General features: G+C 60.6%; 22 protein-coding genes. 8 read left to right on the forward strand and 14 right to left on the reverse strand.

What is annotated here, in order from left to right:
• Positions 1 to 2: 2 nt before the first annotated feature.
• On the reverse strand, positions 3 to 1,196 hold the full coding sequence (locus H663_RS29800) for a 5-(carboxyamino)imidazole ribonucleotide synthase (protein ID WP_420844044.1): 1,194 nt from the start codon (positions 1,194 to 1,196) through the stop codon (positions 3 to 5).
• Positions 1,193 to 1,693: a 5-(carboxyamino)imidazole ribonucleotide mutase gene (purE, locus tag H663_RS29805; RefSeq protein ID WP_053169057.1), complete on the reverse strand. Its 501-nt coding sequence runs from the start codon at positions 1,691 to 1,693 to the stop codon at positions 1,193 to 1,195. The genes H663_RS29800 and purE overlap by 4 nt, the downstream gene beginning before the upstream one ends.
• 81 nt (positions 1,694 to 1,774) lie before the next feature.
• Between purE and trxA the strand changes: the two genes are divergently transcribed.
• Positions 1,775 to 2,728: a thioredoxin gene (gene trxA, locus H663_RS29810; protein ID WP_053169059.1), complete on the forward strand. Its 954-nt coding sequence runs from the start codon at positions 1,775 to 1,777 to the stop codon at positions 2,726 to 2,728.
• A gap of 552 nt (positions 2,729 to 3,280) precedes the next feature.
• The gene (locus H663_RS29815) at positions 3,281 to 3,922 is read left to right on the forward strand and encodes a hypothetical protein (protein ID WP_053169061.1); all 642 of its coding nucleotides are present in this window, start codon (positions 3,281 to 3,283) and stop codon (positions 3,920 to 3,922) included.
• A 35-nt stretch (positions 3,923 to 3,957) separates the two neighbouring features.
• On the opposite strand, the gene H663_RS29820 is transcribed toward H663_RS29815, so the two are convergent.
• From H663_RS29820 to pyk, 4 genes are all read right to left on the reverse strand, one after another.
• Positions 3,958 to 4,479 (reverse strand): Mpo1 family 2-hydroxy fatty acid dioxygenase, encoded by a 522-nt coding sequence (locus H663_RS29820; RefSeq protein ID WP_053169063.1) that lies wholly within the window; start codon positions 4,477 to 4,479, stop codon positions 3,958 to 3,960.
• Positions 4,480 to 4,609: 130 nt separating this feature from the next.
• Entirely contained in the window at positions 4,610 to 5,518 is a 909-nt protein-coding gene (locus H663_RS29825) for a phosphoribosylaminoimidazolesuccinocarboxamide synthase (RefSeq protein WP_053169421.1), read from the reverse strand.
• A gap of 373 nt (positions 5,519 to 5,891) precedes the next feature.
• Positions 5,892 to 6,956, reverse strand: a complete 1,065-nt coding sequence (gene fba, locus H663_RS29830; protein ID WP_053169065.1) for a class II fructose-bisphosphate aldolase — start codon at positions 6,954 to 6,956, stop codon at positions 5,892 to 5,894.
• A gap of 186 nt (positions 6,957 to 7,142) precedes the next feature.
• The gene (gene pyk, locus H663_RS29835; protein ID WP_053169069.1) at positions 7,143 to 8,576 is read right to left on the reverse strand and encodes a pyruvate kinase; all 1,434 of its coding nucleotides are present in this window, start codon (positions 8,574 to 8,576) and stop codon (positions 7,143 to 7,145) included.
• A gap of 226 nt (positions 8,577 to 8,802) precedes the next feature.
• Here pyk and H663_RS29840 point away from each other — a divergent pair, with 226 nt between their 5' ends.
• Complete coding sequence (locus tag H663_RS29840) at positions 8,803 to 9,918, forward strand: fatty acid desaturase (RefSeq protein WP_053169071.1); 1,116 nt, start codon at positions 8,803 to 8,805, stop codon at positions 9,916 to 9,918.
• 603 nt (positions 9,919 to 10,521) lie between these two features.
• Here H663_RS29840 and H663_RS29845 read toward each other — a convergent pair.
• The 5 genes from H663_RS29845 to def all read right to left on the reverse strand — a co-directional run bounded on the left by H663_RS29845 (position 10,522) and on the right by def (position 14,909).
• Positions 10,522 to 11,715 carry a phosphoglycerate kinase gene (locus H663_RS29845; protein ID WP_053169073.1) on the reverse strand — a complete coding sequence of 398 codons (1,194 nt, stop codon included), beginning with the start codon at positions 11,713 to 11,715 and terminating at the stop codon, positions 10,522 to 10,524.
• 639 nt (positions 11,716 to 12,354) lie between these two features.
• A complete protein-coding gene (locus tag H663_RS29850; RefSeq protein ID WP_053169075.1) occupies positions 12,355 to 12,702 on the reverse strand; it encodes an AzlD domain-containing protein in 348 nt (115 codons plus the stop codon).
• Positions 12,699 to 13,430 carry an AzlC family ABC transporter permease gene (locus tag H663_RS29855; protein WP_053169077.1) on the reverse strand — a complete coding sequence of 244 codons (732 nt, stop codon included), beginning with the start codon at positions 13,428 to 13,430 and terminating at the stop codon, positions 12,699 to 12,701. Before H663_RS29855 ends, H663_RS29850 begins: the two co-directional genes overlap by 4 nt.
• On the reverse strand, positions 13,430 to 14,395 hold the full coding sequence (gene fmt, locus H663_RS29860; protein ID WP_053169079.1) for a methionyl-tRNA formyltransferase: 966 nt from the start codon (positions 14,393 to 14,395) through the stop codon (positions 13,430 to 13,432). The genes H663_RS29855 and fmt overlap by 1 nt, the downstream gene beginning before the upstream one ends.
• Positions 14,396 to 14,402: 7 nt before the next feature.
• Positions 14,403 to 14,909: a peptide deformylase gene (def, locus tag H663_RS29865; protein WP_053169081.1), complete on the reverse strand. Its 507-nt coding sequence runs from the start codon at positions 14,907 to 14,909 to the stop codon at positions 14,403 to 14,405.
• Positions 14,910 to 15,104: 195 nt separating this feature from the next.
• On the opposite strand from def, the gene dprA reads away from it, so the two are divergent.
• Positions 15,105 to 16,265, forward strand: a complete 1,161-nt coding sequence (gene dprA / locus H663_RS29870) for a DNA-processing protein DprA (RefSeq protein WP_420844045.1) — start codon at positions 15,105 to 15,107, stop codon at positions 16,263 to 16,265.
• Positions 16,266 to 16,528: 263 nt separating this feature from the next.
• On the opposite strand, the gene secF is transcribed toward dprA, so the two are convergent.
• The 3 genes from secF to yajC form a co-directional block, all read right to left on the reverse strand.
• A complete protein-coding gene (secF, locus tag H663_RS29875) occupies positions 16,529 to 17,479 on the reverse strand; it encodes a protein translocase subunit SecF (protein ID WP_053169083.1) in 951 nt (316 codons plus the stop codon).
• Between the two features lie 12 nt (positions 17,480 to 17,491).
• Positions 17,492 to 19,372 (reverse strand): protein translocase subunit SecD, encoded by a 1,881-nt coding sequence (secD, locus tag H663_RS29880; RefSeq protein WP_053169085.1) that lies wholly within the window; start codon positions 19,370 to 19,372, stop codon positions 17,492 to 17,494.
• 71 nt (positions 19,373 to 19,443) lie between these two features.
• Positions 19,444 to 19,776 carry a preprotein translocase subunit YajC gene (yajC, locus tag H663_RS29885; RefSeq protein WP_053169087.1) on the reverse strand — a complete coding sequence of 111 codons (333 nt, stop codon included), beginning with the start codon at positions 19,774 to 19,776 and terminating at the stop codon, positions 19,444 to 19,446.
• 194 nt (positions 19,777 to 19,970) lie between these two features.
• On the opposite strand from yajC, the gene nthA reads away from it, so the two are divergent.
• Genes nthA through H663_RS29905 form a run of 4 tightly spaced genes read left to right on the forward strand, consistent with a single transcriptional unit; the run spans position 19,971 to position 22,562 of the window.
• Positions 19,971 to 20,636, forward strand: a complete 666-nt coding sequence (nthA, locus tag H663_RS29890; RefSeq protein ID WP_053169089.1) for a nitrile hydratase subunit alpha — start codon at positions 19,971 to 19,973, stop codon at positions 20,634 to 20,636.
• On the forward strand, positions 20,633 to 21,322 hold the full coding sequence (gene nthB / locus H663_RS29895; protein ID WP_053169091.1) for a nitrile hydratase subunit beta: 690 nt from the start codon (positions 20,633 to 20,635) through the stop codon (positions 21,320 to 21,322). The genes nthA and nthB overlap by 4 nt, the downstream gene beginning before the upstream one ends.
• Positions 21,319 to 21,711, forward strand: coding sequence for a nitrile hydratase accessory protein (locus H663_RS29900; protein ID WP_240620477.1), 393 nt, complete (start codon positions 21,319 to 21,321; stop codon positions 21,709 to 21,711). The genes nthB and H663_RS29900 overlap by 4 nt, the downstream gene beginning before the upstream one ends.
• On the forward strand, positions 21,708 to 22,562 hold the full coding sequence (locus tag H663_RS29905) for an EamA family transporter (protein ID WP_053169094.1): 855 nt from the start codon (positions 21,708 to 21,710) through the stop codon (positions 22,560 to 22,562). The genes H663_RS29900 and H663_RS29905 overlap by 4 nt, the downstream gene beginning before the upstream one ends.
• The last annotated feature ends 27 nt before the right edge of the window (positions 22,563 to 22,589 follow it).

Genomic DNA, 22,589 nt, shown 5'->3' on the forward strand with positions numbered 1-22,589 from the left:
GCTCAAAACGCTTCAATGCCGAGCAGCGCCGCCGCTTGCAAGGCCGTGGCGCGAACGGCCTCAGGTGTGGCACCGGTGATGTTCAGGTGCCCCATCTTGCGACCGGGCCTGGCCGACAACTTGCCATACAGGTGCAAATGGGTGCCGGGCAAGGCCAGCACCTCGTCCCAAGCGGGCGTGCCACTTTCTGGCCACAAGTCACCCAGCAGGTTGAGCATGATGGCCGGGGAATGCTGGCGTGGCTGCGTGAGCGGCAAACCCGCCAGCGTGCGCACCTGCAGCTCAAACTGCGACTGGTCGCAGGCGTTCAGGGTGTAGTGGCCGCTGTTGTGTGGGCGCGGCGCCATCTCGTTGACAACCAGCTGACCGCCTTCGAGGATGAAGAACTCCACACACAGCACGCCCACGTAATGCAGGCCTTCGGCAATGGCACGGGTGGCGGCCACGGCCTGCGCGGCCAGGTCGGCGGGCACCGCGCCTTCGTACACGCTGGTCACGGCCAAAATGCCTTCGCGGTGCAGGTTCAGCTGCACCGGGAAATTCACCATCTGCCCATCGGCTCCACGCGCCACGATGACCGAGCATTCGGCTTGGAGGGGCAGCATTTTTTCAAGCACGCAGGGCACGTTCTTAAGCTGGTCCCAGGCGGCGCTCAATTCTTCACGGGTCTTGACGCGGATCTGGCCTTTGCCGTCGTAGCCCATGCGGGCGGTCTTGAGGATGCAGGGAAAGAGCTCGTCGCTTACGGCGGCCAATTGCTCGGGCTTGGCAATCACCGCATGCGGTGCCACCGGCACGCCGCAGCCCACAAAGTGGGCTTTTTCGGCCGCGCGGTCTTGCGCAATGGCCACGGCATCGGCACCCGGGGCCACTGGGCGGTGCGCGCCCAGCGTGACCAGAGCGGGTGCGGGCACGTTTTCAAATTCGGTGGTGATGGCGGCGCAGCGCTGCATCAGCTGGGCCAGGCCTTGCTCGTCCAGGTAATCGGTCTGGATGTGGTGGTGGCTCACCAGCCCGGCCGGGCTGGCGGTGTCGGGGTCGAGCACGGCGGTGAAATAACCCATGGACTGCGCTGCGTGCACGAACATGCGGCCAAGCTGGCCGCCGCCCATCACACCCAAGGTGGCGGGTTGGCCGTTGACGACTGCGCCAGGCAGCATCACTTTGTGAAGCTTTTTGTTCAGGGGCTTGTTCATGCGGCACCTACCGGGGGCAAGGTCATGGCGCGGGCCATGGCGGTTTGCTCGGCGCGAAAAGCTTCGAGCTTTTGACGCAGAGCAGGGTCGTTGTTGGCCAACATGGCCACGGCAAACAGAGCGGCATTGGCCGCACCGGCTGCGCCAATGGCAAAGGTGGCCACCGGCACGCCCTTGGGCATTTGCACAATGCTGTGCAGCGAATCCACCCCGGACAAGGCCTTGGTCTGCACCGGCACGCCCAGCACGGGCACCACGGTTTTGGCCGCGATCATGCCGGGCAAATGGGCCGCGCCGCCAGCGCCGGCGATGATGGCTTGCAAGCCCCGCGCTGCGGCAGTCTGTGCGTAATCAAACATGTCATCCGGCATTCGGTGGGCCGAAACCACGCGTGCGTCGTGAGGGATGCCAAACTGTTGGAGAATCTGGACTGCGTGCTGCATGGTGTCCCAGTCGGAGCTGGAACCCATGACGACGCCGATGAGCGCTTGAGTCATTGGGTGCTTTTCGTGATCAATCTTGAATTTTAAGGTTTCACCCCGCGTGGATTTGAAACACAACCCGGAACACTGCCCGCCATGATGGACGTCACGATACAAAATTTTGAAGCCGAGGTGATTGAAACCTCCATGAACACGCCCGTGCTGCTGGATTTTTGGGCCCCTTGGTGCGGCCCCTGCAAATCGCTGGGGCCCATCCTGGAGCGGGTTGAAACCGCCTATGAAGGTCGCTTCAAACTGGTCAAGATCAACTCCGACGAAGAACAGCAACTGGCCCAGGCCTTTGGCATCAAAAGCATCCCGACTTGCGTGCTGCTGATAAACGGCCAACCCGTCGACGGGTTCATGGGTGCCTTGCCCGAGGGACATGTCAAGCAGTTCCTGGACAAACACCTGCCCGCCGAAGGCGAGCTGCAAGCCCAAGCCGCAGCGCAAGAAGCCCACCAGCACCTGGAAGCAGGCGATGCACTCAGCCCACGCGCCGCCCTTGAGCAAGGCCTGGCCACCGACCCTGGCAACGACGATGCCCGCTTTGACTTGGTGAAACTGCTGATCGGCGAAGGCGAACTGGCCGAAGCTGCCGCCTTGCTGGCCCCGGCCATGTCCCGCATCCCGGTGCCGCTGCGCTTTGAGGCGCAAACCCAATGGCTCAACGCCCTGGAATTTGTGACCACCGACCCCCGCGGTCAGTGGGACCTGGACCAGTTTGACGCCTTGATCGGCCAAAACAAACGTGATTTTGAAAGCCGCTTTGCCAAAAGCCGCCTCTTGATCGCCGTGGGCCAATGGGAAGCGGCCATGGACGAATTGCTCGAAATCATCATGCGCGACAAGAAGTGGGACAACGAAGCCCCACGCAAAACCTTTGTCGCCCTGCTGGAGCTGATGACCCCGCCCAAGCCCAAAACGCAAGACGCCACGGGCAAGTCAGCCGGCGGCATCGAGCTGATGGGCAAAGCCGCCGTGACCGAAGACCCGCTGCTGGCCATGATTTCGAGCTACCGGCGCAAGTTGAGCATGGCGCTGAACTGAGCGGCTGCTCCAAAGAGGTGATTACCCGAGCGAAGCTGATGGCAATCCAGTCACGGAACACCTTCAACGCATGGATTGCCGCGCTTGTCTCACCATCACGAAATCGCGCCCCACAAGTACTGTTCAAGGCCCCCTGAATGATTCATACATGCCGATCAGAGGTTGTTGGTTTTTAGGTCGAAACGATCGGGCACCCCAAGTGTTGGGGCTGCACCAAGGGCCATTGCGGAATATCTAGCTTTGGTGTAACCAACAAGTGAATTCTTAAAAGAAACCCAGATGCTGTTTGCAGTTGTACACGACGGGCTGACAAAATTGAATTGCTTCTGACACCATCCACCCCATCAACTAAAAGTACACGCTAAAAATTTTTTTCTGATGTTTAGCCACTTTCCCTCATTGGGAAATACGCATTTTTCGGAGGGAATGACCAACAACGCTGTCAAACACACATGATAATTTTTACTACTTAATTATTGTTAAATTATTCAAATTTATTTATTTTTAATTGTTGTCAATACGACAATTAATTCTTTTCTCCAAGGCAAATTTATGAACAAACATCTACTCAGTTTGGCTTGTGCTGCATTGCTCAGCGCGTGCGGTGGTGGGGGCAGCAACGGCGAAGTTGCCAGCACAGATCCAATTGATCGCTACATTGGCACATGGAGCAGAACATGCGACCGATTGTCAGCTGAGGCAATTTCCGACTTAAATGGCAAAGACACCAACATAATCGAAACAATCAAATTCGAAAAGGCCTCGTCAGTGAAGGCTACATTCGTCTACACGATTAGAGTCTTTGCCAACGCCGATACGCAATGCGCTGCTCAACCGATTGCCACCCTCATCACAACAGGCCTGAACAACAGCAGCCTGAATATCTCCAAAGCCACGGCAACCATGACCACAGGTTTTGGGGTCAACGAATTGACCTACCTAGGCACTCAGCCCTTGGGTTCGATTTCTGTTGACAAAGTAACCGTTTCCAGTGCCGTTCTAACCAAACCAACAGGCCAATACACTGTTGGAGGTGCCATCGTTAATGGCGGAGCGCCTGAATTTGAGGCGAAATCAAACTTTGCTTTTGTCAAATTCAAATCCCCCACAGGAGTCTTCTTCAACCGCTTCGATGCTGGCGCTGTGCCAACTGTCATGGATGAAGACCCTAGACTGCTGATGACCAAACAGTAAGACACGCCATGGCCTGCTCATCCAGGCCATTGACATCAGTGCGAAGGCCCCGCCTCGCGTTCGATGTCCATGCGCATGGACGCCAGCAGGCCGAAGGCCATGAGCACCTCGCCCACCACAAACATGGGGCCAACCAGCAAACCCACGATGTCGTCGGAAAAAGCGGGTTTTTTGCCCTCAAAGTAATGCCCGACAAATTGGATGATCCAGCCGATCACAAACAGGCCCAGACCTGCCTGCCAAGCCAGCACGCCTGCGTCTGCGCCCAAGGCCGCCAGCCCATGGGCCCATGCGATGAGCAAAGCATTGATCAAAGTGGTGGCCACACCCAGCAGCAGGGTGCCACGGGTCAGATACCACAGGCTCGTCAGCCCCCACAGGCACCAAGCCGGGGTCAGCGCCCACTCACCCCACGCCCATTGCGGCTGGGTCAGCATCATGCCAATGGCCATGAAGATCAAGGGCACCCCCAGCAAGTGGGTGGCGATGTTGCGTCGGTCACGGTGGTAGTGGGCGTACTGCACCATCAGTGCTGAAGCGGATCGAAAAAAACTCATGCGGGTGTCTCCTGTTTTTTCTCGCAGCAGGGGCTGACTAAGCTCTCGACGCCTTGCGGGTATGGGTCGGCAGTGCCGTGTGAGTTGTCATTTTTATCGACTTGGCACTCAGGTCAGGCGGCTGAAAGCTTCAGGCCATCAGCTTGGTCATGGCCTCTTCGTATTTGGCGGCCGTTTTCTCGATCACCTCGCGGGGCAAACGCGGCGCTGGCGGGGTTTTGTCCCAGGGCTTGCCATTGACCAGTGCGGTTTCCAGCCAGTCGCGCAAAAACTGTTTGTCGTAGCTGGGCGGGTTGGCGCCTTCCACATAACTGGCAGCAGGCCAGTAACGTGAGGAGTCGGGGGTGAGCACCTCGTCCATGAGCACCAGGGTACCGTCGGCGTCCAGGCCAAACTCGAACTTGGTGTCGGCAATGATGATGCCCTTGGTGGCCGCGATGTCACGCGCGGCTTTGTAGAGCTGGATGCTGATGTCGCGGATGCGGGTGGCCAGGTCGGCACCGATCATGGCCACGGTTTGCTCGAAGGTGATGTTTTCATCGTGCTCACCCACCGCTGCCTTGGCTGCGGGCGTGTAGATGGGCTCGGGCAGGCGGCTGGCGTTTTTCAGGCCCGCGGGCAGTTTCACGCCGCACACGGCTTGGTTGTCCTGGTATTCCTTCCAGCCACTACCGGCCAGATAACCGCGCACCACCGCCTCGACCGGGATGGGTTTGAGGCGCTTGACCAGCATGGAGCGGCCCACAACCTGCGGCACTTCTTCAGCGCTCACCACGCTCTCGGGGGCTTCGCCCGTGAGGTGGATCGGGCAGATGTTCAGGCCCTTGGGGCCCAGCTTGTCGAACCAGAACAGCGCCATTTGCGTCAGCAGCACCCCTTTGCCAGGAATCGGCTCGCCCATGATCACATCGAAAGCGCTGATGCGGTCCGACGCCACCATCAGGATGCGGTCGTCACCCACCGCGTAGTTGTCACGCACCTTGCCTCGGGCCAGCAATGGCAGGGAAGTGAGGGCTGAAGTGTGGAGGGCAGAGTTCATGGCAAAACAATCAGGCAACAGCAAAAAAGAAAAAGGCCCGTTGAACAGTCAACGGGCCATTCGCGTCAATTATCGCAGGCTCACGGACGCATGGGCCGATGCCCGAGCTACCGTTGCAACTGGACTGCCGCGTCGCAAGCTCCTCGCAGTGACGGCGTTCGCAAGGGTATACCGCTAGTTCGCTCGAAATGACGGCTATCAACCAGTCATGACGCAAACTGGCTCGAAGTGACGGTGAACAACCGGTCTTGCTGCAAGCGCCCTCTGTGTCGTTCGTCGGACTGAATCCACCATGTTCTTTCGCGCCTCATGTAGCTGACTGCACTCGGATCACGGGCAGCGTCATGGCGAGCGCAGCGTGGCCATCCAGTCTTCAGTTGACCACTTGCGCCAACTCACCCCGGGCATAACGAGCCGCCACCACCTGCAAGGTATCGCCCTTGATCTTGGCAGCCTGGCCTTCGCAGCCGAACTCCAGGTAACGCTGCTTGCAAATTTGCTTGGCCGCTTCACGGGCGGGCTTGAGCCATTCACGGGCGTCGAATTTGTCGGGGTTTTCCGTCAGGAACTTGCGCACGGCGGCGGTCATGGCCAGGCGGATGTCGGTGTCGATGTTGATCTTGCGCACACCGAATTTGATGGCTTCCTGGATTTCTTCGACGGGAACGCCGTAAGTTTCTTTCATTTTGCCGCCATACTGGTTGATCAGGGCCAGCAGGTCTTGCGGCACGCTGGACGAACCGTGCATCACCAAATGGGTGTTGGGGATGCGGGCGTGGATTTCCTTGACGCGGCTGATGGCCAGGATGTCGCCCGTGGGCTTGCGGCTGAACTTGTAAGCGCCGTGGCTGGTGCCAATGGCAATGGCCAACGCGTCCAGACCGGTGGCCTTGACAAACTGCGCGGCCTCTTCGGGGTCGGTCAGCATCTGGCTGTGGTCGAGCTTGCCTTCGGCACCGATGCCGTCTTCTTCACCGGCTTCGCCGGTTTCCAGGTTGCCCAGGCAACCGAGTTCGCCTTCGACCGACACGCCCGCCAAGTGGGCCATGTCCACCACGCGGCGGGTCACGTCGACGTTGTAAGCGAAGTCTGCAGGGGTCTTGCCGTCTTCGAGCAAGGAGCCATCCATCATGACCGACGAGAAACCCAGGTTGATCGCGCCCTGGCAGATGGCGGGGCTTTGGCCGTGGTCCTGGTGCATGACCAAGGGAATGTGCGGCCACTGCTCGGTGGCGGCCAAAATCAGGTGCTTGATGAACGGCTCACCTGCGTATTTGCGGGCGCCTGCGCTGGCCTGCAAGATGACAGGAGCGCCGACTTCGTCGGCCGCCGTCATGACGGCCTGGACTTGCTCCAGGTTGTTGACGTTGAAAGCTGGAATGCCGTAGCCATTAGAAGCGGCGTGGTCCAGCAGCTCACGCATTGAAACGAGTGCCATGGTGGTGTTTTCCCGGAGAGTTGAAGATTCAGGCAAGCCGACTGTGTAACCGGCCTGTAACTGGGATGAATTTTATAGGCTCCGGTCTGACACTGGCCAAAATGGCGGCCAGATCAAGCACTGGCTGGATGAACTGGCGAACGAAGAAGTACCGTCCGCCGCCTCCACCATAAGGCACACCAGGACTTATTCGACCCGGCAGATCTTGAGCATGTTGGTGCCGCCGGGCGAACCCATGGGCTCGCCACAGGTGATGGCGTATACATCGCCCGTGCTCACGATGTTGCGTTTTTTCAGGTGGCCTTCGGCCTGCAGCAAAGCGGTATCGCGGTCAGCGCTGGTATCCAGCAACAACGGGCGCACATTGCGGAACAAGGTCATCTTGCGCTGCGACGACAGCTTGGTGGTCAAGGCATAAATCGGGATGTGCACCCGGTGGCGGCTCATCCACAAAGCGGTCGAGCCCGACTCGGTCAGGGCCACGATGGCCTTGGCACCCAGGTGATGCGCCGTGAACAGCGCCCCCATGGCAATCGACTGATCGATGCGCTTGAAGGTCTGGCCCTTGAAGTCGGCATCAAGCTGCACGTCTTCCGCGCCCTCGGCGGCCAGACAAATCTTGGCCATTTCTTCCACCGTTTCCAGCGGGTATTTGCCTGCGGCGGTCTCGGCGCTCAGCATCACGGCATCGGTGCCGTCCAGCACGGCGTTGGCCACGTCCGACACCTCAGCGCGGGTGGGCACCGGGTTGGTGATCATGCTTTCCATCATCTGGGTGGCGGTAATCACCACCTTGTCGTGCACCTTGGCCAGCTTGATCATGCGTTTTTGCAAGGCAGGCACCGCCGCGTTACCCACTTCCACCGCCAGATCACCCCGGGCCACCATGATGCCGTCGCTGGCGATCAGGATGCTTTCCAGGTGGGGAATGGCTTCGGCGCGTTCAATCTTGGCGATCAGCCCAGGCTTGTGGCCGTATTCGGCCCCGGCCACATTGCACAACTGGCGGGCCATTTCCATGTCGGTGGCGTTTTTGGGAAAGCTCACGGCCACGTAGTCGGCCTTCAGGCTCATGGCGGTCTTGATGTCGTCCATGTCCTTGGCGGTCAGCGCTGGGGCCGTCAAGCCGCCGCCTTGCTTGTTGATGCCTTTGTTGTTGGAGAGCTCGCCGCCCAACTTGACGGTGGTGTGCACTTGCTCGCCTTTGACGGCCGCCACGTTCAGCACGATCAGGCCATCGTTGAGCAGCAGCACATCACCCGCTTTCACATCGCGGGGCAATTCCTTGTAATCGAGTCCCACGCCATGGATATCGCCAGGTTCGGTGCGTGAGGCATCCAACACAAAGGACGCGCCGGGCTCCAGCATCACTTTGCCCTCGGCAAATTTGCCCACACGGATCTTGGGGCCCTGCAAGTCGGCCATGATGGCCACTTCACGGCCAGCACGCTGCGAGGCTTCACGCACCAGTCGGGCGCGGTCCACATGGTCCTGGGCCTTGCCGTGGCTGAAGTTCAGTCGCACCACATTCACCCCGGCACGGATCATGGCTTCAAGCAGGGCGGGATCGCTGGAAGCGGGGCCTAAGGTGGCAACAATTTTGGTGGCGCGAAGCGACATTCAGTGGACTCCATGTAATTTGATTTCAATTTTCCCACGGAAACAGTTACATCCCTGTTTCTTTCGGAATTGTGCGCATGAACACATTCACACCGGTCATTGGAGCGCAAAAGGTCGCACCGGTGGGGGCTTAAGCCCCTGTCAGCCCACCCTCATTGATCCTTGTCAGGCCAGATGAACGCCCAAGCGACTAAACTTGCAGGCAAGCGATAAACATTCTTGTCTCATGACCGCCACCAACACCCACCCCTCCGCTCAGCCCGTCCCCCTGGACCAACCCCTACCCCACCGCAAAATCATTCGCGAGTGGCTGATCCCCCTGTCCGAGCGCACCACCGTTTTGGCATTTGTGCTGCTGATCGTTGACTACGCCCTGTTTTTTGCCCTGATCACAGGCACCGTGTATTTCGATGCCGTCTGGGCCAAGCTGCTGTGCGGACTGGCTGCCGGTTTTGTGATCGGGCGTCTGTTCATCATCGGTCACGACGCCTGTCACCAGAGCCTCACGCCGCACCGCGAACTCAACAAGGTGTTGGGCCGCATCGCGTTCCTGCCTTCGCTCACCCCCTACAGCCTGTGGGACACCGGCCACAACGTGGTGCACCATGGTTACACCAACCTCAAAGGTGTGGACTTTGTCTGGACGCCCCTGACCGCCGCCGAGTTTGAAGCCCTCTCGCCCCTGCAAAAACTGCTCGAACGCGCCTACCGCAGCGGCTGGGCACCTGGTTTGTATTACATGATCGAGATCTGGTGGAAGCGCGAGTTCTTCCCCAACAAATCCCACATGCCCACCCGCCGCCCGATCTTTTTCAAGGACAGCTCGCTGGTGACCGTGTTTGGCCTGCTCTGGATTGCCACCATTGCGGGGGCCGCTGTGGCCACGGGCCAGTCGGTCTGGCTGTCGCTGCTGCTGGGCTTTGCCGTGCCCTTCTTCTTCTGGAACACCATGATCGGCTTTGTGGTCTATGTGCATCACACCCACGTCAAGGTCTCCTGGCACGACAACAAGGCCGCCTGGACCAAAGCCGCGCCCTTCGTGTCGACCACGGTGCACCTGACCTTCCCCTTCAACATCGGCGCGTTGATGCACCACATCATGGAGCACACAGCCCACCATGTGGACATGAGCGTGCCTCTGTACCGCCTGAAAAAAGCCCAGGCCAAGCTCGAAGAAATGCTACCCGGCCGGATCATCGTGCAGCCCTTCTCTTGGAAGTGGTACTTCGAGACGGCCAAAAACTGCAAACTTTACGACTTCACCCGCGAGTGCTGGACCGACTTCAAGGGCAACATGACCAGCCCGGTACGCGGCAACCTGCCGCCTGCGGCGCAAGCCTGATCGGGCCTTTGGCCTGGACAACAAAAAACCCCGCAATGCGGGGTTTTTTGTTGTCGGAAATCTGAAGATTTTACTCGGGGGGCTGACACCACCGACCTGCTATCGATTCGGCCCTGTGAAGTTTTCAATGCTCAAAGATGGTGTAAGTCGGCGATCGAAGACCCCGACTGGGGCCTGTGCCACCACCCATCATGTCGGACTCTGCGAGTGCCGACCTACGAGGTGACACGTCTCACCCATTTCAAACTTCAGCGTGCCGGATCCATCAATAAGCTGTAGGTCGGCGGTCGAAGACCCCGACAGGGGCCTGCGCCGCAACCCAGCATGTCGGACTCTGCGAGTGCCGACCTACGAGGTGACACGTCTCACCCATTTCAAACTTCAGCGTGCCGGATCAATATTGATTCGGCCCTGTGAAGTTTTCAATGCGCAAAGCTGTTGTAGGTCGGCGGTCGAAGACTCCGACATGGGCCTGTGCCGAAACCAATAACGTCGGACTCTGCGAGTGCCGACCTACGAGATGACATCCCGTACCCATTTCAAACTTCAGCGTGCCGAATCAATAAATACGCTGTAGGTCGGCGGCTTCAGCCCCGACGAGCTTCAACAGGCTGCGCGCTTGGCCAGGATCTCGAAAGCAGGCAAGGTCTTGCCTTCCAGGATTTCCAGGAACGCGCCACCGCCCGTGGAGATATAGCCGACCTGCTTTTCGATGCCGTATTTGGCAATTGCCGCCAGGGTGTCACCGCCGCCTGCAATGCTGAAGGCGCTGGACTCGGCAATCGCCTGGGCGATCACCTTGGTGCCGTTTTCGAAGGCCGCAAACTCGAACACGCCCACCGGGCCATTCCAGACGATGGTGCCTGCCTGCTTGAGCTGGGCAGCCAATTTGGCAGCCGTCTCGGGACCGATGTCCAAAATCATGTCGTCGTCGGCCACCTCGGTGGCTTTTTTCACAGTGGCCACCGCGTCTGCCGCAAAGGTCTTGGCGGTCACCACATCGGTCGGAATCGGCACTTCGGCACCCCGAGCCTTCATGGCCTCGATCACGGCTTTGGCTTCGCCCACCAGATCGGCTTCGGCCAGGCTCTTGCCGATCTTCAGGCCAGCAGCCAACATGAAGGTGTTGGCAATGCCGCCGCCCACGATGAGCTGGTCCACGTTTTGAGACAGACTTTTCAGGATGGTCAGCTTGGTGGACACCTTGCTACCCGCCACGATGGCCGCCAGTGGGCGCTTCGGGTTGGCCAGCGCCTGGGTGATGGCATCGATCTCGGCGGCCAGCAAAGGGCCTGCGCAGGCGATGGGGGCGAACTGGGCGATGCCGTAGGTCGTGCCTTCTGCACGGTGCGCGGTGCCAAAGGCGTCGTTCACATAGATGTCGCACAAAGCGGCCATCTTGCGGGCCAGTTCTTCGTTGTTCTTTTTCTCGCCTTTGTTGACGCGGCAGTTTTCGAGCAGCACGACCTGGCCGGGAGACACGGTCACGCCGTCCACCCAGTTGGCAACCAGGGGAACATCGCGGCCCAGCAACTCGCCCAGGCGCTTGGCCACCGGAGCCAGCGAGTCTTCGGGTTTGAATTCACCTTCGGTCGGGCGGCCCAAATGGCTGGTCACCATGACGGCAGCACCCGCGGCCAGGGCCATCTGGATGCAAGGCACGCTGGCGCGGATGCGGGTGTCTTCGGTGATGCTGCCATCGTCTGCTTGCGGCACATTCAGATCGGCACGGATGAATACGCGTTGGCCCGCAGCTTTGCCGCTGGCGCACAGGTCAGAAAAACGGATGACATTCATGAGTTGACTCGCTTGGGAAAAATGACTTCCTGTCATTTTAAAAGCCTGCACTGACAGGGGCTGACGCCGGGGCCGGTACGAACCCCGAACAACGCCCTATAGCTTCGGCCCTGTGAAGTTTTCAATGCTCAAAGATGTTGCAGGTCGGCGGTCGAAGACCCCGACAGGGGGCCTGTGCCACAACCCATCATGTCGGACTCTTCGGGTGACGACCTACGGGTGCATGCTGTAGGTCGGCGGTCGAAGACACCTACATGGGGCCTGTGCAGAAGTGGGTAAACTTCAATCTTGCACCTTGTGGGAGCCAGCCCTGCTGGCGATCAGACGCATGTAGACCACAGGCTTTTCGCTTGCAGGGCAAGCTCCCACAAAATCCTCCCAACGCGCAACATACGGCTCAGGGGCCTGTGCCGAAGCGAGCAAACGTCGGACTCTCCGAGTACCGACCTACGAGGTGCCATGCCTCACCCATTTCAAACTTCAGCGTCCCGGATCCATCAATAAGCTGTAGGTCGGCGGTCGAAGACCCCGACAGGGGCCTGTGCCACCACCCATCATGTCGGACTCTGCGAGTGGCGACCTACGAGGTGCCATGCCTCACACATTTCAGACTTAAGCGTACGGGATCCATAACCCACGTCACCAGCCGAGGCCCAAATGCAGCGGCAAATACACCACCATGCCAGCAATGATGGTCAGAAACACATCGCGTCGCCAAAAATAGACCGCCGCACCCACCACTGCCGAAAAAATGCGAGCATCCTGCCAAGTGCTGACCAGCACGCCTTGCACCGTGATGATTTCGGGCACCACCACGGCCGACAAGGCGGCAATGGGCGCGTATTGCAGACCGCGCTGCGCCCAGTGGGGCAGCTGCCAGCTTTTGCTCGAGATGAAAAAGAAGCTGCGCGTGAGCACCGTGACCAGCGCTAGCCCAACGATCACGGCCAAAGTCCACAGGTCAGACCCGCCCCAATTGGCGCTCATGCCGCCACTCCGGGCGTCGGTCGGATTTTCTCAACCGTCAGACACAGGATCACCGCCGCAGCAATCGCCACCACGATGTTGAGCTTGAGCGGCAGGCTGTAGGCCACCACCGCCGCAGCGCCAGCGACTGCCGCCGACAGCATGCGCATGCGCGAGCTGGCCAGCGAACACTGGATGCCCAGCAGACACAAAATGCCCGCAAAACCCAGACCCCAGCTGGGCGGGATCATGTTGGCCAGCGCGATGCCGACAAAGCTTGCCACCATCCAGGACAACCAATTCAAAAAGTCGTTGCCCGCCAGATAAGCCTCTTGCTCCAGACGCCCCTCGGCGGTCTCGGCTGGATGGGGAAACTTGCGCACAAACAGCACATAGCTGATGTCGGTCGTCAGGTAGCCGTGAAACATGCGTTGCCAGCGCGGCAGGTGCATCAGAAACTGGCGCAGGTGCAGGCTGAACACCACAAAGCGCAAATTGACGCAAAAGCCGGTCGCCAAAATCACCCAGGCGGGTGCACCCGCCACAATGAGCGGAATGGCCGCCAGCTGCGAGCTGCCCGCGAACACCAACAGCGTCATGGCGCTGGCCTCGAACACGCTCATGCCTGACTTGACCATGGCCACACCCGTCATCAGGCCCCAGGCGGCAATGCCGGGTGACTGCGGCGACACCTCGCGCATGCCCAGCACAAAAGCGGGGTGACGGTACAGGCGCGAGCGAAAAAACATCAGGCCACCACCAGACGCTGGCCGGCCTGCAATGGGCAGCCGCGCAGAAAGTCGGCGGCACTCAATCGCTTGCCACCGGGGCGCTGCAGTTGCGTCAGGCACAACTGGCCTTGGCCACAGGCCACGCGTACCCCGGATGCATCGGCGCTGAGCACGGTACCCGGATCAGCAGCTTGCGCAGCGGGTTCGGCCTCGGCTTGCCAGATCTTCAAAGTTTCCACGCCCGAGGCGGTGGACAGCGGCACGGTCATGCCCGGGAAGGGGTCAAAGGCACGGATGCGCCGCGCCAGCAGTTCGGCGCTCAAGGCCCAGTCCAAGGCTGCTTCTGCTTTGTCAATCTTGTGCGCGTAGTTCACGCCTTCAGCGGGTTGGGGCTGGTGCGGCAAGTCATCAAGCTGCGCCAGCGCCTGCACGATGGCCTGCCCACCCAGCTCGGCCAGTCGGTCGTGCAGCACTGCGGTGGTGTCTCTGGGCGCAATCAGGCAAGGCAAGACCAGCAGCATGTCGCCGGTGTCCAGACCCGCGTCCATCTGCATGATGGTGATGCCGGTTTGCGCATCGCCCGCCTCGATGGCGCGGTGAATCGGCGCAGCCCCGCGCCAGCGCGGCAAGAGGGAGGCATGGATGTTGAGGCACCCGCGGGGTGGCAAGTCCAGCACCCACTGCGGCAAGATCAGGCCGTAGGCGGCCACGATCATGGCGTCGGCTTGGGCGTCCAGCAAGGTCTGGCGGGCGGCTACCGCGTCTTCGGGGTATTTGCCATCGAGCCGCAAGCTGCGCGGCTGGGCCACCGGCACCGCATGATCCAGCGCCCATTGCTTGACGGGTGAAGGCTGAAGCTTCATGCCCCGCCCGGCGGGTCGGTCGGGCTGGGTCAGCACCAGCACGATCTGGTGCCCGGCTGCGTGCAGGGCGGCCATGGCCACTTGGGCAAATTCGGGCGTGCCCGCAAAAATCAAACGCATAGGGAGATCAGCGCCCGGCTTTTTGGGCTTTGACCATCTTCGTCTTGATGCGGCCTTGCTTGAGGGGCGAGAGGTATTCCACAAACACCTTGCCCATCAGGTGGTCCAGCTCGTGTTGGATGCAAATGGCCAGCATGCCCTCGGCCTCGATCGTGCGGCTTTGGCCATCGCGGTCCAGTGCGGTCACCTTCACTTGGGTGGCGCGCTCCACGCCGTCGTAAATGCCGGGCACCGACAAACAGCCCTCTTCGCCCTTGACGCGCTCCTCATTCATCCAGGTGATCTCGGGATTGATCAGCACCATGGGCTGGTTGCGCTCTTCAGAGGTGTCGATCACCACCAGGCGCTCGTGCACATCGATCTGCGAAGCGGCCAGGCCAATGCCGCCGGCCTCGTACATGGTTTCAACCATGTCATCGATCAGGGCGTGGATACGGGCGTCCACCGCTTGCACAGGTTTGGCCACCTTGTGCAGGCGAGGGTCGGGGTAGCAAAGGATGGGAAGCAGGGCCATGGGTCAAAAGCTAGAAGAAACCAATCCTGTATTGTCCCTAATTTTGAAAGCGTCTGCCCCTCCAAGCCCGTTGTTTGAGGTGCAAAAGCTGCGGCCACGCGCTTTCAGGCCTCAATCCTTCGCCCTTGGCACTACGCCAGCTTTGGCCCACAATGCCTGCACAGACGGCTTTCAAGGCTGCACAGGGAGAGACACATGATGGACAGCTCTGAAGAATTGGGTGCCTGGTTGCGCCTGGTGCTCACAAACGGCGTGGGCCCCGAAACCGCCCGCAACCTGATGGCCGCGTTTGGCGAACCCCAGGCCATCTTTGCGCAAACAGAATCGGCCTTGCGCCAGATCGTCCCGCCCCAGCAGGCCAAGGCCCTGCGCCAAACACCCGCAGGCTGGGCAGAACTCACCGCTGAAACCTGGCAATGGCTGCAAGCCGATGAACCGTCTGGCCAGACGCGAGCCGTGCTCACGCTGGGGGATGCCGACTACCCGGCCCCGCTGCTGCAAATCCCAGACCCACCCCTGATGCTCTACGCCCTGGGCCAAGTCAGCGCCCTGCGCCATTTGCATGTGGACCGCTCCTTGGCCATGGTCGGCAGTCGCAACCCCACGCCCCAGGGCGCTGTCAACGCCCGGGAATTTGCGCGCAGCCTGGCCGCCAGCGGGCTGACCATCGTCTCGGGCCTGGCGCTGGGTGTGGATGGCGCTGCCCACGAAGGCGCTCTGCAAGGGGCGCAAGCGGGCGCGCTGGCCACCATCGCGGTGGTCGGCACCGGACTGGACCGGGTCTATCCCCGCCAGCACCGTGACCTGGCGCACCGCATCACGGCATCTGGCCTGATCCTGAGCGAATACCCGCTGGGCACACCGCCACTGGCGCACCATTTCCCAAGGCGCAATCGCCTGATTTCCGGCTTGTCTCAAGCCACCCTGGTGGTCGAAGCGGCCTTGCAGTCGGGCTCGCTCATCACCGCCAAACAAGCGCTGGAGCAAGGCCGCGACGTGATGGCCATTCCCGGCTCCATCCACTCCGCACAGGCCAAAGGCTGCCACGCCCTCATCAAACAAGGGGCCAAATTGGTCGAATCAGCCCAGGACGTGCTCGAAGAACTGCGCATGAGCGACCCTTTTGCACAGGTGCCACTCGCCCTGGATTCTTCTCCTGCGGCCTCATCCCACCAAGAACCCGACGAGGACGAACTGCTCCAGCACATGGGCCACGACCCGGTGAGCCTGGACGCCCTGCAAGCACGTTGCGGCTGGCCCACCGCCCAGCTGCAAGCACAGCTGCTGGAGCTGGAATTGATGGGGCAAGTGGGCCGTCTGCCCGGCGGCTTGTTTCAGCGCATCGGCGTCGCATAACGCCCGCCATCATGTCGGGGTCTTCGACCACCGACCTACCAAACGCAAAATCTTTGCCCTGTAGGTCGGCACTCGAAGAGTCCGACATTCGAGGCGGACCCACACCCGCGATCACAACGATGGAGGTTTGCGCGGGTTCATGTCGGGGTCTTCAAACACCGACCTGCACCCCCCCCCCGTAACTGCAGCCACTTCAGGTGCAAACACCAAAAACAAAGGGCGCCACCTGGGCGCCCTTGAGAAAGTTCAGCAAAAAATCCGGCTCAAACCACCGCACCCGAGTTTTCATCCGTCGGGTCGTTGTCTTTCTTGATCGGCTTGATCAGGTCTTCTCGCTGGATGCCCAGCCACATGGCGATGGCAGCGGCCACGAAGACCGACGAGTAAATGCCAAAGCAAATGCCAATCGTCAGCGCCATGGCGAAGTAGTGCAGGGTCTCGCCGCCAAACAGCAGCATCGAGAGCACCATGATCTGGGTCGAACCGTGGGTGATGATGGTGCGGCTGATGGTGGAGGTGATCGCGTTGTCAATCACTTCGACCGTGTTCATCTTGCGGTAACGGCGGAAGTTCTCGCGAATCCGGTCAAAAATCACCACCGATTCGTTGACCGAGTACCCCAGCACCGCCAGCACCGCGGCCAGCACCGCCAGAGAAAATTCCCACTGGAAGAAGGCAAAAAAGCCCAAGATGATGACCACGTCGTGCAAGTTGGCGATGATGGCCGAAACGGCAAACTTCCACTCGAAGCGAATCGCCAGATAAATCATGATGCCGATCACCACAAAGGCCAAGGCTTTGAGGCCATCTTCGGCCAGCTCGTCACCCACTTGTGGGCCAACGAACTCGGTGCGGCGCAAGGTCACATCGGGGTCGTTGGCTTTGAGGGCCGACAAGACTTTTTCGCTTTGCTGGGCCGAGCTCACGCCTTTTTGGGCAGGCAACCTGATCATCACGTCGCGAGCAGAGCCAAAGTTTTGCACCTGCACTTCGCCAAAGCCGAGTGTGGCCACCGTGCCGCGAACCTTTTGCAGATCGGCAGGCTGGCTGTAGCTCACCTCCATCAAAGTGCCACCTGTGAACTCCACCGACAGGTGCAGACCCCGGCTGAACAGGAAAAACACCGCCAAAGCGAAGGTGATGAAGGAGATCGCGTTGAGCACCAACGCGTGGCGCATGAACGGGATGTCTTTTCTGATTTTGAACAATTCCATGGTCTTTTCCCCTTAGTCGGCTTTCACCGCAGTGCCAGCCTCGGGCCGCCAGACGGTGCCGATCGACACCGATTTGAGTTTTTTCTTGCCGCCATACCAAAGATTGACCAGGCCACGCGAGAAGAACACCGCCGAGAACATGCTGGTCAAGATGCCGATGCAGTGCACCACCGCAAAGCCGCGCACCGGGCCGGAACCAAAGGCCAGCAAGGCCACACCGGCGATCAAGGTGGTGATGTTGGAGTCAAAAATCGTGGCCCAAGCGCGGTCGTAACCGGCGTGGATGGCCGCTTGGGGGCTTGCGCCATTGCGCAGCTCTTCACGCACGCGCTCGTTGATCAGCACGTTCGAATCGATCGCCATGCCCAGTGCCAGCGCCATCGCGGCCATGCCGGGCAGGGTCAGCGTGGCTTGCAGCATCGACAAAATGGCCACCAGAAACAGCAAGTTCACACCCAGCGCAATGCCGGAGAACAAACCGAACATGGCGTAATAAACCATCATGAAGGCCACGATCACCAGGAAACCCCAGGTCACGCTGTTGAAGCCCTTGGCGATGTTTTCTGCACCCAGGCTGGGACCAATGGTGCGCTCTTCGATGATCTCCATGGGCGCAGCCAATGAACCTGCGCGCAGCAGCAGCGCGGTGTCGTTGGCTTCGGCCGTGGTCATGCGGCCCGAAATTTGCACGCGACCGCCACCGATTTCGGCGCGGATCACAGGGGCCGTGACCACTTCGCCCTTGCCCTTTTCGAACAAGATGATGGCCATGCGCTTGCCCACGTTGTCGCGCGTCACATCCTTGAAGATACGGGCGCCCTTGGCGTCCAGCGTCAGGTTGACCACGGGTTCCTGCGTTTGGCCATCAAAGCCCGGCTGGGCGTCGGTCAGGTTGTCTCCCGTGAGCACCACTTGTTTCTTGACGATCAGGGGACGGCCTTCTCGCTCCAAATAGCGTTCGGCACCGAAAGGCACGATGCCGCCAGGCTGCTCGGCAGCACGTGCTTCGGTGCTCTCGTCCACCATGCGCACTTCCAGTGTGGCGGTGCGGCCCAGAATGTCTTTGGCCTTGGCCGTGTCCTGCACGCCGGGCAGCTGCACCACAATGCGGTCCAGACCCTGCTGCTGGATCACCGGCTCGGCCACGCCCAGCTCGTTGATCCGGTTGTGCAGAGTGGTGATGTTTTGCTTCAAGGCCTGCTCTTGCACCTTGCGGGCGGCTTCGGGCTTGATGCTGGCCGTCAGTCGGAACTCGCTGCCCTCGGCGGCTTCTTGTGTTTGCAAATCGGCAAATTGCTCAGTCAAAACGCGCTTGGCCGCTTGCAGTTGCTGCGCGTCGCGCAGACGGATTTCAATCGCCTGACCATTGCGGCTGATGCCGCCATGGCGCACGTCTTTTTCTCGCAACATGCTGCGCAGATCACCCGCAAGCGACTCCACGCGCTGCGTCAAAGCCGCCTGCATGTCCACTTGCAGCATGAAGTGCACGCCGCCACGCAAGTCCAGCCCCAGGTACATGGGCGAGGCGTGCAGGGCAGTCAGCCAAGCGGGCGAGCGCGACACCAGATTGAGCGCAACCACAAACTGAGGATTTGTAGCATCCGGAATCAGTGCTTTTTGCACAGCGTCCTTGGCCTTGAGCTGCTCATCGGTGCTGTTAAAGCGCGCGCGGATGGAGCCACCTTCGAGCGCCACGCTCTGGGCGCTCACGCCCGCGGCTTTGAGGGCGTCTTCGACTTTTTGCAGCGTCCCAGTGTCCACTTTGATGGTGGCCTTGCCCGAAGACACTTGCACCGCAGGTGCCTCACCAAAGAAGTTGGGCAGGGTGTAGACCACCCCCAGCAACATTGCGATCACGATGATCGCGTATTTCCAGACCGGGTAACGGTTCATAGGGACTCGCGTACAGGATGAAAAAATCGGGGCGTCATGCGCCCCGCTGAAAAAACCGGTAACGAAATGAATTACTTGATCGTGCCTTTGGGCAAGACCTGCACCACAGCGCTGCGCTGCATCTGCACTTCGACGCCAGCGGCGATTTCCACACCAAGATAGCCTTCCCCAATTTTGCTGACCTTGCCCAACAAACCACCGGCGGTCACCACTTCATCGCCCTTGGCCAATGCGTCAATCATGGCGCGGTGCTCTTTTTGCTTTTTCATCTGGGGGCGGATCATGACGAAATACAGCACGGCAAACATCAAGAGCAAAGGCAACATGCTCATCAAGGTGGACTGCATGTCGCCACCGGAAGCTGCGGCAGGAGCGGTTTGGGCAAAAGCGGAAGAAATGAACATGAAAACTCCACAAAGGGAAAATCTGGATGAATCGGGGCACAAAGTTTGTACCAAGCGAGCGAAGCCGCCATTGTATGCGGCGCTATGATGTCTTTAGAAAGCCCCTTTCCAGCGCGGTTGACATCTCATACAGGCTGCATGTCACCCTACAACCCCTGAGCCAGCAGGCCTTGGACCACCCTTCAGGACACGCCATGAAACGAGAATCAACAGCCCCTCATGGTCATGTGCACGACCAAGACCACGACCACGCGCACAGCACCCTGGGCGAGATGGACCTGCGGGTGCGTGCGCTGGAGACCCTGCTGACGCAAAAAGGCTACCTGGACCCCGCTGCCGTGGACCGCATCATCGAAACCTACGAGGTGCATGTGGGGCCGCACAACGGCGCCAAAGTGGTGGCCCGCGCCTGGGCCGACCCGGCTTTTCGGGACTGGCTGCTGCAAGACGCCACTGCCGCCATCGCCTCGATGGACTACACCGGCCGCCAGGGCGAGCACATGGTGGCCGTGCCCAACAGCCCCGACACGCACAACATGGTGGTTTGCACCCTGTGCAGCTGCTACCCCTGGCCCGTGCTGGGTCTGCCCCCGGTTTGGTACAAAAGCGCGGCTTACCGATCACGCGCCGTGATCGAGCCGCGTGCCGTGCTGGCCGACTTTGGGGTGACCCTGCCGCCGGGCCAAAACATCCGCGTTTGGGACTCGACTGCCGAAGTGCGCTACCTGGTGCTGCCCGAGCGCCCCGCAGGCACCGAGGGCTGGAGCCAAGAACAACTGGCCCAACTGGTCACCCGAGACGCCATGATCGGCACCGGTTTGGCCCTGAACCCTCAAGACATCACCAAGGAGGCCCCATGAACGGCCTGCACGACATGGGTGGCCTGCAAGGCTATGGCCCGGTTCAGATCCAAGCCAACGAGCCACTGTTTCACGGCGAGTGGGAGCGCCGCGCCTTGGGCGTGACGGTGGCCATGGGTGCCAGCGGCCTGTGGAACATCGACCTGGCCCGCTCGGCCCGCGAATCTTTGCCCCCGCTGGACTATGTGCAAGGCCCTTACTACGCCATCTGGACCCAGGCCCTGCAAAACCTGCTGATCGAGCGCGGACTGATCACGGCCGAAGAACTGGCCCAAGGCCAGCCGATCACGCAGCCCATGGCGGGCGTGCGGGTACTCAAAGCCGCTGAGGTGGACGCAGCCTTGGCCAAAGGCAGCCCGGCCGACCGCCCCAGCACGCAAGCCCCCCGCTTTGCCGTGGGCCAGCGCGTGCGGGCCCTGAACCTCAACCCCCAAGGCCACACCCGCTTGCCGCGCTATGTGCGCGGCCATGTGGGCACCGTGGTGCTGCACCACGGCAGCCACGTATTGCCCGACCAGCATGTCAACAAAATGCTGCCGCCTTTTGACGGCACAGCCGAGCACCTTTACACCGTGGTGTTTGATGGCACCGAACTGTGGGGCCCGCAAGCCGAAGCCGGCCACCAAGTCAGCGTGGACGCCTGGGAGTCTTATCTGGAACCTGCATCAGAGGCAGCACCTGAATGACCACCACCCTGAACGATCTGGCCCAAGCCTGCGGCGACGGCTTTCCCATGCCCGCCACCGCCAACAATGGCGCGGTGTTTGAAGAACCCTGGCAGGCCCACGCCTTTGCCATCACCTTGCAGCTGCACGACAAAGGCGTTTTCACCTGGCCCGAATGGGCCACCGCCTTGACCCACGAAATCCGTGCGGGCCAAGTGCGCGGCGAAGCCGACGACGGCAGCCTGTACTACACCCACTGGCTCAACGCGCTCGAACAATTGGTGATCGAGCGCCAGCTGGGCACGCCTGAGCAAATTCACGAGCTGGAACACGCTTGGGCCGAGGCGGCCGAACGCACCCCGCATGGCCAGCCCATCGTGCTGGATATCGCAGAAAGAGGTGCCCCATGAACCTGCGTTTGTGGGCCGTCCTGGCCTTGTTGGTCAGCCTGGTGTCCTTGGCGGTCGGCACCTCGTTTGCCAAAAGCCTGTTCCCTGCTTTGGGCGCTGAGGGCACTACCGCTTACCGTTTGGTCTTTGCCACCATGATGCTGATGGCGGTTTTTCGGCCTTGGCGACGGCGCTGGGTCTGGGCCGATGCACTGCCGTTGGGCCTGTACGGCATCACCCTGGGCGTGATGAACCTGCTGTTTTACAGCTCGATCAAGACCATCCCCTTTGGCGTGGCCATTGCCATCGAGTTCACCGGACCGCTGGCCGTGGCCGTCTGGACCTCCAAAAAAGCCAGCGACTGGCTGTGGGTGACCTTGGCGGTGGTGGGCCTGGCCTTGTTGCTGCCCCTGCCCGGGGCTGATGCGGCCACGGCGCTCGACCCGATGGGCATGTTCTTCGCCTTCACTGCGGGCATTTGCTGGGCGCTTTACATCGTGTTTGGTCAGCGCGTGGCGCTGCGCTACGGTGCCTTGGCCACGCCCATGGGCATGTTGGCGGCGGCTTTGGTGGTGGCTCCGGTGGGCATTTTTCATGCGGGTGCCGCCTTGCTCGACCCTCGCTGGTTGGTCGCGGGGCTCGCGGTGGCCTTGTTGTCAAGCGCTATCCCCTATGCACTGGAGATGTTCTCGCTCAACCACCTGCCCAAAAACACCTTCAGCATTTTGCTCAGCCTGGAGCCCGCCGTGGGCGCACTTGCGGGCTGGCTGGTGCTGTCCGAACACCTGACGCTGCTGCAAGGGCTGGCCATTGCGTTGGTGATGACCGCCTCCATGGGCACGGCCTGGTCGGCAGGTCGAACCAAGGGCTGACGAACTCCAACCCAAGACAAAAGAAGC

Origin of the sequence: Limnohabitans planktonicus II-D5, from assembly GCF_001270065.2 — a bacterium.
GTDB classification, from domain to species: Bacteria; Pseudomonadota; Gammaproteobacteria; order Burkholderiales; family Burkholderiaceae_C; genus Limnohabitans_A; species Limnohabitans_A planktonicus.

Coding starts and splice junctions, on each gene's coding strand:
- H663_RS29800 (WP_420844044.1), bottom strand. CDS start 1,196: ATGAACAAGCCCCTGAACAAAAAGCTTCACAAAGTGATGCTGCCTGGC.
- purE (WP_053169057.1), bottom strand. CDS start 1,693: ATGACTCAAGCGCTCATCGGCGTCGTCATGGGTTCCAGCTCCGACTGG.
- trxA (WP_053169059.1), top strand. CDS start 1,775: ATGATGGACGTCACGATACAAAATTTTGAAGCCGAGGTGATTGAAACC.
- H663_RS29815 (WP_053169061.1), top strand. CDS start 3,281: ATGAACAAACATCTACTCAGTTTGGCTTGTGCTGCATTGCTCAGCGCG.
- H663_RS29820 (WP_053169063.1), bottom strand. CDS start 4,479: ATGAGTTTTTTTCGATCCGCTTCAGCACTGATGGTGCAGTACGCCCAC.
- H663_RS29825 (WP_053169421.1), bottom strand. CDS start 5,518: ATGAACTCTGCCCTCCACACTTCAGCCCTCACTTCCCTGCCATTGCTG.
- fba (WP_053169065.1), bottom strand. CDS start 6,956: ATGGCACTCGTTTCAATGCGTGAGCTGCTGGACCACGCCGCTTCTAAT.
- pyk (WP_053169069.1), bottom strand. CDS start 8,576: ATGTCGCTTCGCGCCACCAAAATTGTTGCCACCTTAGGCCCCGCTTCC.
- H663_RS29840 (WP_053169071.1), top strand. CDS start 8,803: ATGACCGCCACCAACACCCACCCCTCCGCTCAGCCCGTCCCCCTGGAC.
- H663_RS29845 (WP_053169073.1), bottom strand. CDS start 11,715: ATGAATGTCATCCGTTTTTCTGACCTGTGCGCCAGCGGCAAAGCTGCG.
- H663_RS29850 (WP_053169075.1), bottom strand. CDS start 12,702: ATGAGCGCCAATTGGGGCGGGTCTGACCTGTGGACTTTGGCCGTGATC.
- H663_RS29855 (WP_053169077.1), bottom strand. CDS start 13,430: ATGTTTTTTCGCTCGCGCCTGTACCGTCACCCCGCTTTTGTGCTGGGC.
- fmt (WP_053169079.1), bottom strand. CDS start 14,395: ATGCGTTTGATTTTTGCGGGCACGCCCGAATTTGCCCAAGTGGCCATG.
- def (WP_053169081.1), bottom strand. CDS start 14,909: ATGGCCCTGCTTCCCATCCTTTGCTACCCCGACCCTCGCCTGCACAAG.
- dprA (WP_420844045.1), top strand. CDS start 15,105: ATGATGGACAGCTCTGAAGAATTGGGTGCCTGGTTGCGCCTGGTGCTC.
- secF (WP_053169083.1), bottom strand. CDS start 17,479: ATGGAATTGTTCAAAATCAGAAAAGACATCCCGTTCATGCGCCACGCG.
- secD (WP_053169085.1), bottom strand. CDS start 19,372: ATGAACCGTTACCCGGTCTGGAAATACGCGATCATCGTGATCGCAATG.
- yajC (WP_053169087.1), bottom strand. CDS start 19,776: ATGTTCATTTCTTCCGCTTTTGCCCAAACCGCTCCTGCCGCAGCTTCC.
- nthA (WP_053169089.1), top strand. CDS start 19,971: ATGAAACGAGAATCAACAGCCCCTCATGGTCATGTGCACGACCAAGAC.
- nthB (WP_053169091.1), top strand. CDS start 20,633: ATGAACGGCCTGCACGACATGGGTGGCCTGCAAGGCTATGGCCCGGTT.
- H663_RS29900 (WP_240620477.1), top strand. CDS start 21,319: ATGACCACCACCCTGAACGATCTGGCCCAAGCCTGCGGCGACGGCTTT.
- H663_RS29905 (WP_053169094.1), top strand. CDS start 21,708: ATGAACCTGCGTTTGTGGGCCGTCCTGGCCTTGTTGGTCAGCCTGGTG.